We start from the raw sequence: 16005 nt of genomic DNA, 5'->3' as shown, positions 1-16005 counted from the left end.
TTTAAAAACGTTTATGCATCAATTTTTGCATATTTCGCATTTTTCTCGATAAATTCTCTTCTTGGCGGAACCTCATCTCCCATTAACATTGAGAAAACGCTGTCTGCCTCCACTGCATTATCAATGGTTACCTGCTTCAGAATTCTGTGTTCAGGGTTCAGAGTTGTTTCCCAAAGCTGTTCAGGGTTCATTTCCCCAAGACCTTTGTAACGTTGTACTTCTACTCCTTTTCCATCCGGAGACATTTCTAAAGTAAACTCTTCACGTTCTTTTTCATTGTACGCATATACTTTTTTGTTACCTCTCTTTAATAGGTATAAAGGAGGCTGAGCAATATAGATATATCCGTTTTCAATAAGTTCCTTCATATATCTGAAGAAGAAAGTAAGAATCAAGGTAGAAATGTGGGATCCATCGATATCAGCATCGGTCATGATCACAACCTTATGGTATCTTAGCTTCACCATATTCAATGCTTTGCTATCTTCTTCAGTACCTACCGATACCCCAAGAGCGGTATAGATATTTCTGATCTCCTCATTATCATATACTTTGTGAAGCATAGATTTCTCTACGTTCAAGATTTTACCTCTCAACGGAAGAATAGCCTGAAAGTGTCTGTCTCTTCCCTGTTTAGCTGTTCCACCTGCGGAATCTCCCTCTACAAGGAAAAGTTCAGACTCAGCCGGATCTTTAGATGAACAGTCAGAAAGTTTTCCAGGAAGTCCGGAACCTCCCATTGGAGATTTTCTCTGAACCATTTCACGGGCTTTTTTTGCAGCCTGTCTTGCTTTGGCAGCTAAAACAACTTTTTGAACAATTACTTTAGCTTCATTAGGGTTTTCTTCCAGGAAGTTCGTAAGCATCTCCCCTACAATCTTATCAACAGCACCCGAAACTTCAGAGTTTCCTAATTTTGTTTTGGTCTGCCCTTCAAACTGAGGTTCCATTACTTTTACAGAAATTACAGCTGTTAATCCTTCACGGAAGTCATCACCGGTAATTTCTACTTTTTCTTTTGCAGGAAGTCCCAATTCATCTGCATATTTCTTTAAAGTTCTTGTTAAAGCTCTTCTGAAACCTGCAAGGTGAGTACCTCCTTCATGGGTATTAATATTATTAACATAAGAGTGAAGATTTTCGTTGAATGACGTATTATAACGCATCGCCACCTCAACAGGAATATCATCTCTTTCGCCTTCCATGAAAATTACGTGTTCCATGATAGATTCACGGCTGCCATCGATATAAGCAACAAATTCTTTTAAACCACCTTCAGAATGAAAAATCTCAGATTTGAAAGAACCATCTTCTAATTTTTCTCTTTCATCTGTAAGGGTAATTGTAATTCCTTTATTCAGATAAGAAAGTTCTCTTAAACGGGTTGCTAACGTATCATAGTTGTAAACTAATTCTGTAAAAATAGTATCATCCGGCTGAAAGAACTGCTTGGTACCTCTTTTGTCACTGTTCCCAATCTCTTCAACTTCCGTCTGAGCTTTTCCTTTGGAATAAATCTGCTGATAAATGTTCCCGTCTCTGTAAACAGTAGTTACCATTTCGTTGGAAAGTGCATTCACACACGATACCCCAACTCCGTGAAGACCACCCGAAACTTTATAAGAATCTTTATCAAACTTACCCCCGGCTCCAATTTTTGTCATTACAACTTCAAGAGCTGATTTCTGTTCTTTTTCGTGGAAATCAACCGGGATACCTCTACCATTATCACTTACTTCAATTCCGTTTCCTTCCTTGATGCTAACGAAGATAGTATCACAGTATCCTGCCAACGCCTCGTCAATAGAGTTATCTACTACTTCATAAACCAAATGATGGAGACCTCTCATCCCTACATCACCAATGTACATTGAAGGACGCATACGAACGTGCTCCATCCCTTCCAATGCCTGAATACTACTAGCTGTATATTGTTTCTGACTCATATTAAATATTAAAAATCTTGCTCTATGCAAAGACTTACAAATATCGTGATTTTTTTCGAGTTATGAAAGTTAAAAAGTGTCAAAAAAATGTAGAGTTTTCTTATCGAAAACATAAAGAACAGCAATTAATAAAAGATTCAAAATTAAATGGTATTCCTGAAATACCAACTGTTTTAAATCATACTCAACATCAATAATTTATGCGTAAATTTATTTACTGAAAAGTTGATATTTATGGATGATTTTATTGCTGCCCGTGCTCAGATGGCACTTTCTCTGGGCTTTCATATCATATTCTCCTGTGTGGGTATGGTGATGCCTTTTCTCATGGCTTTTGCCCATTGGAAATACCTAAAAACCAAAAATGAAGTATATAAAGGACTTACAAAAGCATGGAGCAAAGGAGTAGCCATCCTTTTTGCTACAGGAGCTGTTTCAGGAACAATGCTTTCTTTTGAGCTGGGGCTTTTATGGCCTGGTTTTATGAAACATGCAGGTCCTATTTTCGGAATGCCGTTTTCACTTGAAGGAACTGCCTTTTTCATTGAGGCTATTGCTATTGGTTTCTTTTTATATGGATGGGATAAATTCAATAAGTGGTTTCACTGGTTTTGCGGATTCCTGGTTGGAGTAAGCGGACTGGCTTCCGGAATTTTGGTAGTGGCAGCCAACTCATGGATGAATTCTCCAACAGGTTTTGATTATATCAATGGACAGTATCTTAATATAGATCCTATTAAAGCAATGCTCAATGATGCATGGTTTCCGCAGGCTCTTCACATGACTGTTGCGGCATTTTGTGCGACAGGATTTGCGGTGGCCGGAGTTCATGCCTTTATGATTATTCGAAAAAGGAATATTGAATTTCATACCAAAGCTTTTAGAATTGCGGTAGGCTTTGCCCTTATCGGAGCATTTGGAGCGCCTTTAAGCGGTGATATTGCTGCAAAATCGGTAGCAGAACGCCAGCCTATTAAATTGGCAGCTATGGAAGCTCATTTTGAAACTGAAAAAGGAGCTTCATTTATTATTGGAGGAATTCCTGATGAAGAAAAAGAAGAGGTAAAATATGCTGTAAAAATTCCGAAGGTTTTAAGTTTTCTGGTGAGTAATGATTTCAATGCTGAAGTTAAAGGTCTTAAAGATTTCCCGAGAGATGAATGGCCTCCGATTGCAGTTGTTCATTATGCTTTTCAGATCATGATTTTCTTTGGAGTGGTCATGATTGGTATTGGAGTCATTTATTTATATTCTTTCTTCTTCAGAAAGGAATGGCTGAGTAAAAACTGGCTGTTAAAAACGTTCTTAATAGCAACACCATTCGGATATATCGCTCTGGAAGCCGGATGGACAGTTACCGAAGTGGGAAGACAGCCTTGGATCATTTATGGGATCATGAGAACAGTAGACGCCGTCACTCCCATGCCGGGAATACAGTATTCTTTCTACTTCTTTACCGCTATTTTCATATCCTTATCATTAATTCTTATTTTCCTTTTAAAAAGACAAATCCAAATGGTACCGAAGCTTTACGATCCTACCGATTCTCAGTTTAACGATAAAAACAAACAATCATGATCTACGTTGTAATAGGTTTTCTCTGGCTATCCATCTGTCTTTATATTATTCTGGGAGGCGCTGATTTCGGAGCCGGAATTGTAGAGCTTTTTACTCATAAAAAAGCCAGAAATAAAACTCATGAAATCATGTATGAGTCTATTGCTCCTGTATGGGAAGCCAATCATATGTGGCTGATTATTGCGATTGTAATTCTCTTTGTAGGATTTCCCGAAATATATACTACCATGTCTACCTATCTGCATATTCCTTTAGTCCTGATGCTTGTAGGGATTATTGCAAGAGGAACGGCATTTACCTTCAGGCACTATGATGCCGTGAAAGATAACTGGCAGGTTTTATATACCCAGATCTTCTATTACGCAAGTCTTTTAACACCTTTCTTTTTAGGATTAATTGCTGCTGCAACGGTTTCACACTCTATCAATCCTGACGCGGTAAGTTTTGTGGACTTATATATTTTTAGCTGGCTGAACTGGTTCGGGGTTTCTGTAGGTTTATTCACTGTTGCATTGTGTGCTTATCTGGCTTCTATCTTTTCATTAAGAGAAACCCGTGATAAAGCAGATCTTTTATTGATGATAAGAAAATCTAAGCAGACAATGATCTTTGTGGTAATTACCGGAATTTTGGTGTTTTTTACAGCCTATATTTCAGATATTCCTCTTTTGATGTGGGTATTTTCCAAGCCTTTGGGTATTATGTCTATTGCTTTTGCTACTATTGCATTATTGCTTATTTTAAGAGCGTTGAACCGACAAAAACTTCTTCCGGTACGTGCGTTGGCAGGATTTCAAATGGTCATGATTTTAGTAGCTGCAACGTATCAGCACAATCCGAATATCATTTTATTAGGAAACGGACAACATCTTTCATTACTGGAACATATGGCCCCCGAAAAAACCATTGCAGCATTGGGATGGGCTTTGGTGCTGGGCTCCTTATTTATTCTTCCGTTTTTATTTTATCTGATGGCTTCTTTCAGTAAGCTGAGAAAATAGGTGAAATATGCAGAGTTATAAGGATAAAAAAGAGCTTATTGAAGAACTGAAGAAAAGATATCAGCTTTATGATCAGGAATTTGATGACATCCAAGAAACCGAAAAGGATCTTTTGCAGCCTGGAGTTGACAAAACCCCATCGCAGAATATTTCCTATCAGCTGGGATGGACACATCTGCTTTTGCAATGGGAAGCCGATGAAAGAAAAGGAATTGAAGTAAAAACACCAACTCCAGAATATAAATGGAATAACCTGAAGGGATTATATCAGTCATTTTATGATCAATACGGATCTTATAGCTTACAAGAGCAAAGAACATTATTACAAAATCAGGTTAATGAAATTATTGCATGGATAAAAAGCCTTGACGATGATACATTATTTATTCCCGGACAAAGAAAATGGGCAACTACACCCGCCCAATGGCCGGTCTGGAAATGGATTCATATCAATACCGTAGCTCCTTTTAAAAACTTCAGGACACAGCTTCGGAAATGGAAAAAAGAAAAAGGTACAGAATAACTCTGTACCTTTTATATTTATATCTTCTGAGAAATCTTAAGCCAATTTCATCAAAACATTTTCGTCAATCTTCTCTACTTTCACAATATTGTTCTTTGTCAGAGTTTTGGAAGCTTTATCCCATTTTTTACCGGATAACTGGCTTCTTTGTTTTACTTCAGCTAAAGACATTGCTTCTTCCTGAGAATTAAGGATTTCAAGGATTACCTTTTCATCTTCTCCTAATTCAATTTGTGGAACCGCTTTTTCAGGTCTCATCTGAGGGAAGAATAATACTTCCTGGATCGATGGATTGTTCGTTAAAAACATGATTAATCTGTCCATACCAATTCCTAACCCTGAAGTTGGCGGCATACCATATTCCAATGCTCTTAAGAAGTCCTGATCAATGAACATTGCCTCGTCGTCTCCTCTTTCAGATAAAGTCATTTGTGCTTCAAAACGCTCTCTTTGATCAATAGGATCATTAAGCTCTGAATACGCATTGGCAATTTCTTTACCACATACCATCAATTCAAAACGCTCTGTTAAGCCTTCTTTACTTCTGTGTTTTTTCGTCAACGGAGACATTTCGATCGGATAGTCTGTAATGAACGTCGGCTGAATGAAGTTTCCTTCACATTTCTCACCGAAGATTTCATCAATTAATTTTCCTTTCCCCATCGTCTCATTTACTTCAATACCGATAGACTTGGCAAAATCATATAGCTCTTTTTCCGTTTTTCCTGTAATATCAAACCCTGTATATTTCAGGATCGCATCTGTCATAGAAACTCTTGGGTAAGGAGCTTTCCAATTGATTGTGTGTTCACCAAAAGTAGATTCTGAATTTCCATTAACCTGAGTGGCACAGAATTCCAATAATTTCTCAGTGAAATCCATCATCCAATTGTAGTCTTTGTACGCTACATAGATCTCCATAGCGGTAAACTCAGGGTTATGTGTTCTGTCCATCCCTTCATTTCTGAAGTTTTTTGAGAACTCATATACTCCGTCAAAACCACCTACGATCAATCTTTTCAAGTATAATTCGTTGGCAATTCTTAAATATAATGGAATATCTAATGCATTGTGGTGCGTGATAAACGGTTTTGCAGCAGCTCCACCAGGGATCGACTGTAGAATAGGTGTTTCCACTTCAAAGTATCCTGCATCATTAAAGAAAGTTCTCATCGCATTGAACAATTTTGTTCTCTTCACGAAAATTTCTTTCACCTGTGGATTTACCGTTAAATCTACATAACGCTGTCTGTATCTCAGTTCAGGATCTGTAAATCCGTCATGTACGACACCATTTTCGTCAGTTCTAGGTTGAGGAAGCGGACGTAAAGCCTTTGTAAGAAGCGTAAAGTTCTTTACTAAAACGGTCATCTCTCCTACCTGAGTGGTAAACAATTCTCCTTCGATACCGATAATATCACCGATATCCAAAAGGTGCTTGTATACTTCGTTATATAGTTCTTTATCTTCACCCGGACAGATCTCGTCTCTGTTGAAGTAAACCTGGATTTTTCCTTTAGAATCCTGCAACTCAGCAAAAGAAGCCTTCCCCTGAATTCTGCGGGACATCAATCTACCGGCGATCTTCACCTGTTTACTTTCAGAAAAGTTCTGTTTTATAGATTCTGTAGTATCTGTGATTGTGTATTCATCCGCAGGGAACGCATTAATCCCCATTTCAGTAAGCTTATTCAGCTTTTCTCTTCTAATGATTTCTTGTTCTGATAATTGCATTTCTTATTTTTCTAAAAGCGTACAAATTTAGGCATTTTTGAGTTGACCGTCAATTGATTTTTCAGAAATTTTAAAATGTGGTCCGTGAATGGAACTGAAATGCGGGATACGGGGTGGTGAGATTCGGGATTTAAACACTCATGCAATTAACCTTGAACGTTAAATTTTGAACCACATTTCCCTATCCTTCTGAGGAATAAACGTCCAGGCCAGCATTCTGCTTACTTTTTGCCCCTGAGCCATATCGATCGTTTTCACTTCAATTGCTTTCACCTTCTTTAAAAGATTCGTCAGCTTACTCAGGTTTTCTTTTTTGGAAACCAAACATGTAAACCAAAGAACCTGAGATGAAAACAATACACTTTCATGAATCATCTTAGTGATAAAAGCCAATTCACCACCTTCACACCATAGTTCTGACTGCTGACCACCAAAATTGAGCACAGGCTGCCTTGATTTTGCTATTTTAAGATTTTTTGTTTTTCTGATGTTTCCTTTCATTGCAGACGCTTCAGAATCATGAAAAGGAGGATTACACATCGAAAAAGTAAACCTATCACCAGGACCAATAATATTTGTAAAAATATGATCGGCATCAGGCTGATTTTTCAACTGAATATAAGATGAAAGATCCGGATTTTGATTTAAAATATGCTGGGCATTAGTCAAAGAATCCTGATTAATGTCGGTCCCCAACATGGTCCAGCTGTAAGATTTATGACTGATTAAAGGATACACAAGATTGGCTCCTGTTCCTATATCCAAACCTTTTACAGAATTTCCTGTCGGAATTCCATCAAGATTTTCAGCTAAAAGATCGGCAATATAATGTACGTAATCTGCTCTTCCGGGAATGGGAGGACATAGATTGGTATCGGGAATATCCCAGCCTTTAATATGGTAAAAATGTAAGAGTAAAGCTTTGTTGAGGAGTTTTACTGCTTTGGGAATACTGAAATTAATGGTTACCGTCTGGTAAGCATTCTTAAAAACATAATGTTTCAGTTCCGGCACACAAGAAATAAGCTCATCAAAATCATAAGGATTGCGATGCAGATTTCTTGTGTGCAGACTGGATTTTTCAGCAGACATATTTTATTTCTTCTGGCTTAAAATATATTCCACCATTTTTTTGGCATCTTCTTTAGATACCTGTGGATGGGCTGCCATAGGCACGCTTCCCCAAACTCCACTTCCGCCTTCTATAATTTTGGAAGCCAGCAATTCTGTATCCTTTTCAGAGTACTTTCCTGCAATTTCCTTATAAGAAGGTCCTATCATTCTCTCATTTACAGCGTGGCATCCTGAGCAATCCAATGTTTCCATGATCTGATCACCTGAAAGATTAGTTTTTGCCGGTTCCGAAACAGTAGTTGTTTCAGAAGAAGCTGCCACTTCTGCTGTATTTTCTTTTTTAGAACAGGAAAGAGTCATAAGACCCAATATTCCTGCTAAAAGTATTTTTTTCATTATTTCTTCGCTGTAGAATCTGTTTTAGCAGCTTCAGGAGCAGGTGTAACCGGAGTTGCAGCAGCAGGAGCAGTAGTTTTAGCTGTAGAATCTACAACAGTAGTTGCTTCTGGCTCTTCCATCATAGTGTTGCTATCCTGTAAAGAGTGATCTGGCTTTTTTTTGCAGCTTGCTAATAATAAACCTCCGATAAATGCGATTGCTAATACTTTTTTCATTTTTTCTAATTTGATAGCAAAAATATAAAAAATAAAGTTTTAAACTTATGACAAATGTTTTCTTTGATAAATATTTTTTAAGGACTGAACCATAATCAGATTAATAAAAAATAATTCAAACAGTAGGGAAATTTAAACAGGCTTGTTATTTTTGTATCACGGATGATCCGAACCAAAAATCAATCTATTAATTAAAAAGTTTATGACTAAAAAAAATCTATTGGGTACAGCTTTCTTTGCTTTACTCACTTCCCTGCTTCTTTCCTGTGATAATTCATCGAACGAACCACAATCAGAATATACTGATAAAATAGAATCAGTAACCCTTTTAAAAACGACAAAGTCATGGGATGGAACGGTGTATCCGGCTTATCCCACCACACAGCCTGAAATTTCTGTGCTTAAAATTGCCGTACCTCCCAACAAAGCTCTGGACTGGCATAAACACTCTGTCATTAATGCTGCATATGTAGAAAAAGGAGAAATCCAGATCGAAAGAAAAGAAGATGGCAAAACACAATGGGTAAGAAAAGGCCAGGTGCTTCCTGAAATGGTCAATATTGCACACAGAGGAAAAACCGGAGATAAAGGAGCAACTCTGATTGTTTTCTACAGTGGAACGCCTGATATTCCTTTGTCTGAGCCAGTAAAATAGTTGTTTTAAACGTCAGGTTCACAAAGTAATGATGATTAAAATCTATTTTTTTGGTCGCAAAGGCACTTCGTTTAGCTAATGATGGCGGACATTGCTAAGTGAAACGCCTTTGCGACCATTTTAAATCTTTATTCCTTGCGATCTCAGCGTTTAAATTCTTTAAATTAACACAGCAATTTAAATTATCTCCTACACATCTTACTGAATGAAAAGCTTTTGCTACAATTTTAATAATAATTTAATAACATCCTTACCATCTCAGCGTTTAAATAAAATAATTATATTTAATACATGGTTTTAATTTCAAAAATTCTGTTTTTCACCAGTCATCATGGTTTTTATACTGTGATCCTGCTGTTCGTGTTCTTTGGTCTTCTCTCGTATCTGACTAAAAAAGCATGGTTTCTGATCCCGATTATTCCATTGGCTATATTAAATGGGTTTGGAGGACAGTTTTTAAATGCATGGTTCTTAAACAAATACGGAGTGGAAAGCACCGCAATCATCACGTCTGATGTAGAAACCAATTCTACCCTAAACGAAATGTATATCCATGACTATGAAGCTATTGTAAAAAAACAGGACGGAAAATACACCACTACTTTTTTCTCCACTACTTCTGCAACGATTTATCCTATCAGTAATTCGATCAGAATTCCTGGTGATAAGGATATTCCTGTAAAATACATTCCAGGATATGAAAAGAACATAGTTATTCTTTATGATCAGTCCAGAGAAGGCAAAATTCTGCGACAATATGAGAAGCAAGCCCCTGTCAACTCTGCAAAAACCAAGTATGAAGCAGATAGAACCAATAAGGAATTCATTGAAGAATACATTGCGGCATTGGAAGAGTATGTAAAATATTATGATGATGAAACTTATAAAGAGAAAATCAAAGAATTACAACTTGAGCTTAAGCGGCTTCAATAGGATATTCTTATATTAAGTTTTTGTATTTTTTACTATTTTTTAGTTTTTGTATTAAAAAAATTTCTACATTTGTCCCATGTTTAAAATGAGCAACAATATTTGGTGGTGGCTTTCAAACTCTTCGTCGGGTCTGGAGGTATTGTCATGTTGCTAATCATACAGCAGAAATAATCAAAAAACAATATATAGGCTTTGACGGATACCGTTGAAGCCTTTTTTTATTCCTTAATCTCACAAAAAATACAACAACAAGATGTTTACAGACACAATTAAAATAAAAACTGTTTCGAAAAAAACGCTGGGAGACCTTCATACTCCCATGAATATTTACCTTAAGATCAGAGATAAATTCCGGGATACGATCCTTCTGGAAAGTTCAGATTCAAAAAGTATTGATAACAACTTTTCCTTTATCGCAGTGAATGCCATTGCAGGAATTGAAGTGAAAAACCTCAGCGAATATGAAATTAAACTTCCTGCTTCGGCTCCTGTAAAGCAATTTATGATGGAGCGCAATATCACAGATATATTTGAAGAATTCAGGAATATTTTTAAATGTGAAGAAACCAACGATCCTATAGAACAGACGGCTCAGAGTCTTTTTGGATATACAAGCTTTGAAGCAGTACAGTTTTTCGAAAAAATCAATCTTAAAGCACAAAGTAAGGAAGTTGAAATTCCTATTCTGAGATACAGATTATATCAATACGTGATCGCTATCAACCATTTCAACGATGAAATGCACATTATTGAAAATTCTATTGACGGGGTAAAATCTGAGTTTCATCTGTTGGAAAACCTTATTAAGAATCAAAATACGCCGGTGTATCCTTTTGAAAAAACTGATGAGGAAACGTCTAATATTACCGACGAAGACTATATTGAACTGGTAAAAACAGCCCAGAAACACTGCATGCGTGGAGATGTCTTCCAATTGGTTCTGAGCAGAAGATTTGAACAGAAATTCAAAGGAGATGAATTCAATGTATATAGGGCTTTAAGGAATATCAACCCTTCTCCATATCTTTTCTATTTTGATTATGGAAATTACAAATTATTCGGATCAAGCCCTGAAAGCCAATTAATTATAAAAGACAATAAAGCAATCATTCACCCGATTGCCGGAACATCCAAAAGAACAGGAAACTTTGAAGCTGACCTTCAAGCTATTGAAGAATTGAAGGCAGACCCCAAAGAAAATGCAGAACATACCATGCTGGTAGACCTGGCAAGAAATGATCTTGGAAAACTCGGAAAAAATGTAACGGTGACCAAGCTTAAAGAAATTCAGTTGTTTTCTCACGTTATCCATATGGTAAGTGAAGTAACAGCCGACGTTTCCGAAACCATCAATCCTCTTGAAATGGTATCTGCAACATTTCCCCAGGGAACTCTCAGTGGTGCACCAAAGCATAAAGCGCTTCAACTTATCAATCAATATGAAAAAGATTCCCGCGGATATTATGGCGGCTGTATAGGAATTATCGGATTAAATGGAACCTGCAACCAGGCCATTATGATCAGAACTTTCTTAAGTAAAAATAATACACTCTTTTACCAGGCTGGTGCCGGTATTGTGGCAAAGTCAGTTCCGGAAAATGAGCTGCAGGAAGTCAATAACAAACTGAATGCGCTTAAAAAAGCTGTAGAAAAAGCAGAAAAAATAGTTGAAAAATAACAGTTCCACTCAACTAGCAACTAGCAACTAGCAAAAAAACAACCTAACAAAAAGAAATGAACAACAATATAAACACTCAGCAGCCACTTAAAGTTCTCGTTTTTGATAACTATGACAGCTTCACTTATAACCTGGTCCAGATTATTGAAAGAATTCTGAATCAAAAAGTGGATGTGGTAAGAAATGATGAAATTACCCTGGAAGAAATCGGAAAGTATGACAAGATCATCCTCTCTCCAGGACCTGGAATTCCTGAAGAAGCAGGTATTTTATTAGACCTTATTAAGGAATATGCCCCTACAAAAAGTATCCTGGGAGTGTGTCTCGGACAACAAGCCATTGCTGAAGCTTTCGGAGGAAATCTGATCAACCTGACCGAAATCTTCCACGGAGTAGCAACCACTACTGAACTGGTAAAAGAAAATACAAAGCTATTCAAGGATCTAAGTTCAGGACTGGAAGTCGGAAGATACCACAGCTGGGCAGTAAATACTGAAAGTTTCCCGGAAGAACTGGAAATCACAGCTGTAGACAAAGACGGAATGATCATGGCTTTACAGCATAAAACCTATGATGTACACGGAGTACAGTTTCATCCTGAAAGTATTTTGACACCCGAAGGAGAAGTAATCATTAAAAACTTTCTATTGTCATGAATACCTTAGAAAATCCTTCAACAACAATAAAAACCCCACAAATGAAAGAAATACTGCAATACCTGTTCAACCATAATACGCTTTCAAAATCAGAAGCTAAGGCTACCATGATTGAGATTGCACAGAATAAATTCAATGCTGCAGAAGTTACTGCTTTTGTCAGCGTTTTCCTGATGAGAAATATTACCCTGAAGGAAGTGGAAGGATTCAGAGAGGCTCTGCTACAGATGGCTGTTCCTGCAGACATAGATGCCAGTGATGCCATTGACATTGTGGGAACGGGAGGTGACGGAAAAGACACCATCAATATATCAACATTAGCCAGCTTTGTGGTGGCAGGAGCCGGGCAGAAGGTAACCAAACATGGAAATTATGGAGCTTCCACTATCACCGGTTCATCCAACGTACTGGAAGAACTGGGCTATCAGTTCAAAAACAGTTCGGAGCAATTGAATGAAGACCTTGAGAGAGCCAATATCTGCTTTTTACATGCTCCTTATTTTCACCCTGCGCTGCAATCTGTTGGATTATTGAGAAAATCTTTAGGATTAAGAACATTTTTTAACCTTTTGGGACCATTAGTTAATCCTGCAAAACCCAAATATTCAATGATTGGAGTATACAACCTGGAAATTGCAAGAATTTACCAATATCTCCTGCAAAGAGAGGAACGCGAATTTATCCTGGTACATGGCCTTGACGGATATGATGAAATAAGTCTTACTGACGACAGCAAAATCATTACAAAAAACGGAGAAGAAATTTATTCTGCTGAAGATTTAGGTTTCAATCCGGTAACGCTGGAAGATATTAAAGCTGGCAGCTCTGTTCAGGAAACGGCAAAAATATTTATGAATATCCTGGAAGGAAAAGGTACGGAGCAACAAAATTCTGTGATTCTGGCTAATGCTTCAGTCGCTCTTTACAACACGCACCAGTTCGGAACGTATGACGACTGTCTTCTTTTAGCTCAGGAAAGCCTGCAAAGCGGAAAAGCATTAAACAGTTTTAATCTCTTGATTAATTAAAATTCATCCTAAATTTTAAACACAAAAAATGACTATACTGGATAAAATTATTGAACGAAAAAAATTGGAGATTGCCGGAGCAAAATCCCGTATATCTCTTGACCAATTAAAAAACACAGCTTTTTTTGGGAGAAAAACCCATTCTCTGAAAGAATCCATCAAAAATAAAAGCGGTATTATCGCTGAGTTTAAAAGACAATCTCCTTCAAAAGGGATCATCAACAATAGCGTAGAACCTTTAGAAGTGGTTTCAGCATACGAAAATTTTGGAGCCAGCGGAATTTCTATCCTGACTGATCATGACTTTTTCGGAGGAAACTTAAATGATATTGTAAGTGTAAGAAATGATATTAACATTCCGATTCTGAGAAAAGATTTCATGATTGATGAATACCAGTTCTATGAAGCTAGAAGTATTGGAGCGGATGTCGTTTTACTGATCGCATCCTGTCTTTCACCCGCTCAGGTAGAAGAATTTACGGATCTGGCTCATGAACTAAACATGGAGGTTTTAATGGAAATTCATACGGAAGATGAACTGAAACATTGTAATTCAAAAATTGATCTTGTGGGGATCAACAACAGAAACCTTAAGGATTTCAATGTGGATCTGCAGCATTCTGTTCAGTTAAAAAACCAGCTTCCAAAAGAAGTTTTATCTGTGGCGGAAAGCGGTATTTACAACCTTGAAGATTTTCAGTTTTTAAAAGAAAAAGGATTTGACGGCTTCCTCATGGGAGAATACTTCATGAAAAATACGAATCCAGCCAAAGCATTTGAAAATTTCTCAGTACAAATTTAATTTATAAATGATACCTGAAATGAACCTGCAACCTTCCAGCACTCCTAAACTCAAAGTATGTGGTTTAACGCAATTACACCAGATTCAAGAGCTGATGGCTATGAACGTAGATTTTCTTGGCTTTATCTTCTATGAAAAATCACCGAGATATGTTTTGAATCATCTGAGCCTGGAAGAGATCTCCACTATTGATCATCAGGGAAAAACTGGTGTTTTTGTGAATGAAGAAGCAGAGGCCATTTTACAGATTGTTCAAAAAGCAGGATTGAATTTTGTTCAGCTTCATGGCAACGAAAGTGATGGTTTCATTACAGAATTAAGACAAAAACTGGATCCGGAAGTCAAGATCATTAAAGTGATAAGAATAGGAAATAATGATTTAGAAACCAAAAATAAAATACTGCAAACTTTCAGTCAGCAATCCGCAACCTGCCACCTGTCACCTATCACTTATTACCTGTTTGATACAGATGGGAAAGCATTCGGTGGAACGGGAAAACAATTTGACTGGACTTTATTGAATGATCTTAAGATTCCACTGCCCTACTTTTTAAGTGGTGGTATTTCAGAAGAAAACATTGGGAATATCGAAGCTTTACAACAGCAGCCTTTTGCTTTAGATATCAATTCAAAATTTGAAATCGAGCCTGGAAATAAAGATATTGACCGCATAAAAAAGTTTAAAAACCTATATCAATAAAAGATATAACCCCTAAAAAAACACAACGATGAACATACATTTGCTAAAAAAGACATTTTATAAAGCCTTATTTCCTCCTAAATTTGGAAATGAAAAAATCCAGTCCCTGTATCATTTTGTTGCTGAGAATGACAGCAATATAGAACATTGGGAAGTTGGTGGATTATTGTCTGAGTTCATTGAAATCATTAAAGATTTTCAGGAAACCGATATCCAGTATTTTTTTGAAAGAATCAGTTTGTGGAATAGCTATTATCTTGTTATTATTTCGGATAAGTTTCTGGAAAACCATGTAAGATCAGTTATAAAATATGACTTAGGATTGATTTATGCTAAAATATTTCTGCTGTATGAAGACTCTGATTCTTATTATCTGATTGACAATCTGGAAATTGCGATTACTATGTATCAATCTAAAATAGATAAAGCCACTTTAATTGATTTAATGCATAAAATTGAATTATTACATTATAAAAAACTGATTACCAAACAACAACACGATTATCATCTTACATTTATTAATAGCTTAAACTCATGAAATATCAAGTAAAAGAAACGAAAGATCTAACGGAAAACGAAATAGAACATATCTTACAGCTTTGGGATATCTCGGCGTGGAACAGCATGAAGTCTGTCTATTTCCGAACTTTTTTCAAAGATTCAGAATTTCATTTTATGCTGGATACCGATGAAAATATACTGGCATTGATACGTGTGAATTTTGATTTTACTTTAAAAATAGCTGGTACAGATTATGCCTTTGCGGAAGCTGTAGGTCTTGTTTCTGCTCATCAAAAGAAGGGTTATGGAGCTGCTTTGATTCGAAATTTCAAAGAAAATGCGATCCTGAGAAACAGGGAAACTATTGGATTTTGCCATTTGGACCTTCGCCCTTTTTACGAAAAGTGCTCAATTGAAATTCTTCATGACAAAGCCAAAATGATCAAAGAAAGTATCGGGTCGGAATGGATTAACTCTGAAGATGATGATATTTTGATTTTTAATGCCTCACAGGAAACAAAAAAGCTGCTCAATCAGCTGAGCGCACAGAATAATGCTTATTTAATTACTAAAGAATAAAAA

The 16005-nt window shown here is 36.8% G+C and carries 17 protein-coding genes; 12 read left to right on the top strand and 5 right to left on the bottom strand.

Features of this window, described 5'->3' with window-relative positions:
* Positions 1-11: 11 nt before the first annotated feature.
* Positions 12-1946, bottom strand: a complete 1935-nt coding sequence (gene gyrB / locus AC57AW_RS10185; RefSeq protein WP_496351772.1) for a DNA topoisomerase (ATP-hydrolyzing) subunit B — start codon at positions 1944-1946, stop codon at positions 12-14.
* A 234-nt stretch (positions 1947-2180) separates the two neighbouring features.
* On the opposite strand from gyrB, the gene AC57AW_RS10180 reads away from it, so the two are divergent.
* The 3 genes from AC57AW_RS10180 to AC57AW_RS10170 are packed head-to-tail and all read left to right on the top strand — an operon-like array spanning position 2181 to position 5048.
* The gene (locus AC57AW_RS10180; RefSeq protein WP_496351771.1) at positions 2181-3524 is read left to right on the top strand and encodes a cytochrome ubiquinol oxidase subunit I; all 1344 of its coding nucleotides are present in this window, start codon (positions 2181-2183) and stop codon (positions 3522-3524) included.
* Positions 3521-4525 (top strand): cytochrome d ubiquinol oxidase subunit II, encoded by a 1005-nt coding sequence (locus AC57AW_RS10175; RefSeq protein ID WP_496351770.1) that lies wholly within the window; start codon positions 3521-3523, stop codon positions 4523-4525. The genes AC57AW_RS10180 and AC57AW_RS10175 overlap by 4 nt, the downstream gene beginning before the upstream one ends.
* Before the next feature lie 7 nt (positions 4526-4532).
* A complete protein-coding gene (locus tag AC57AW_RS10170; RefSeq protein ID WP_496351769.1) occupies positions 4533-5048 on the top strand; it encodes a ClbS/DfsB family four-helix bundle protein in 516 nt (171 codons plus the stop codon).
* 36 nt (positions 5049-5084) lie between these two features.
* Here the strand turns inward: AC57AW_RS10170 and lysS are convergent, their stop codons facing one another.
* From lysS to AC57AW_RS10150, 4 genes are all read right to left on the bottom strand, one after another.
* The gene (lysS, locus tag AC57AW_RS10165; RefSeq protein WP_496351768.1) at positions 5085-6782 is read right to left on the bottom strand and encodes a lysine--tRNA ligase; all 1698 of its coding nucleotides are present in this window, start codon (positions 6780-6782) and stop codon (positions 5085-5087) included.
* 159 nt (positions 6783-6941) lie between these two features.
* Positions 6942-7874 (bottom strand): 23S rRNA (adenine(1618)-N(6))-methyltransferase RlmF, encoded by a 933-nt coding sequence (gene rlmF, locus AC57AW_RS10160; protein WP_496351767.1) that lies wholly within the window; start codon positions 7872-7874, stop codon positions 6942-6944.
* A 3-nt stretch (positions 7875-7877) separates the two neighbouring features.
* Positions 7878-8252, bottom strand: coding sequence for a c-type cytochrome (locus AC57AW_RS10155; RefSeq protein WP_318848083.1), 375 nt, complete (start codon positions 8250-8252; stop codon positions 7878-7880).
* Positions 8252-8470, bottom strand: coding sequence for a hypothetical protein (locus AC57AW_RS10150; RefSeq protein WP_496351766.1), 219 nt, complete (start codon positions 8468-8470; stop codon positions 8252-8254). The genes AC57AW_RS10155 and AC57AW_RS10150 overlap by 1 nt, the downstream gene beginning before the upstream one ends.
* Before the next feature lie 202 nt (positions 8471-8672).
* On the opposite strand from AC57AW_RS10150, the gene AC57AW_RS10145 reads away from it, so the two are divergent.
* The 9 genes from AC57AW_RS10145 to AC57AW_RS10105 all read left to right on the top strand — a co-directional run bounded on the left by AC57AW_RS10145 (position 8673) and on the right by AC57AW_RS10105 (position 16002).
* Positions 8673-9125 carry a cupin domain-containing protein gene (locus AC57AW_RS10145; RefSeq protein WP_496351765.1) on the top strand — a complete coding sequence of 151 codons (453 nt, stop codon included), beginning with the start codon at positions 8673-8675 and terminating at the stop codon, positions 9123-9125.
* Between the two features lie 291 nt (positions 9126-9416).
* The gene (locus AC57AW_RS10140; RefSeq protein WP_496351764.1) at positions 9417-10058 is read left to right on the top strand and encodes a hypothetical protein; all 642 of its coding nucleotides are present in this window, start codon (positions 9417-9419) and stop codon (positions 10056-10058) included.
* 253 nt (positions 10059-10311) lie between these two features.
* On the top strand, positions 10312-11736 hold the full coding sequence (locus AC57AW_RS10135; protein ID WP_496351763.1) for an anthranilate synthase component I family protein: 1425 nt from the start codon (positions 10312-10314) through the stop codon (positions 11734-11736).
* Positions 11737-11792: 56 nt separating this feature from the next.
* The gene (locus AC57AW_RS10130; protein WP_318848088.1) at positions 11793-12392 is read left to right on the top strand and encodes an anthranilate synthase component II; all 600 of its coding nucleotides are present in this window, start codon (positions 11793-11795) and stop codon (positions 12390-12392) included.
* Between the two features lie 41 nt (positions 12393-12433).
* Positions 12434-13420 carry an anthranilate phosphoribosyltransferase gene (gene trpD / locus AC57AW_RS10125; protein ID WP_496353879.1) on the top strand — a complete coding sequence of 329 codons (987 nt, stop codon included), beginning with the start codon at positions 12434-12436 and terminating at the stop codon, positions 13418-13420.
* 28 nt (positions 13421-13448) lie between these two features.
* Positions 13449-14222 (top strand): indole-3-glycerol phosphate synthase TrpC, encoded by a 774-nt coding sequence (trpC, locus tag AC57AW_RS10120; protein ID WP_496351762.1) that lies wholly within the window; start codon positions 13449-13451, stop codon positions 14220-14222.
* Between the two features lie 19 nt (positions 14223-14241).
* The gene (locus AC57AW_RS10115; RefSeq protein ID WP_496351761.1) at positions 14242-14922 is read left to right on the top strand and encodes a phosphoribosylanthranilate isomerase; all 681 of its coding nucleotides are present in this window, start codon (positions 14242-14244) and stop codon (positions 14920-14922) included.
* A gap of 28 nt (positions 14923-14950) precedes the next feature.
* Positions 14951-15460 (top strand): hypothetical protein, encoded by a 510-nt coding sequence (locus AC57AW_RS10110; RefSeq protein ID WP_496351760.1) that lies wholly within the window; start codon positions 14951-14953, stop codon positions 15458-15460.
* On the top strand, positions 15457-16002 hold the full coding sequence (locus tag AC57AW_RS10105) for a GNAT family N-acetyltransferase (protein WP_496351759.1): 546 nt from the start codon (positions 15457-15459) through the stop codon (positions 16000-16002). Before AC57AW_RS10110 ends, AC57AW_RS10105 begins: the two co-directional genes overlap by 4 nt.
* The last annotated feature ends 3 nt before the right edge of the window (positions 16003-16005 follow it).

The organism is Chryseobacterium sp. BGA-UO-ETr-SB22 (genome assembly GCF_059567885.1).
Note: the sequence above shows the minus strand (reverse complement) of the source record. Positions and strands in the feature narration are given on the sequence as shown.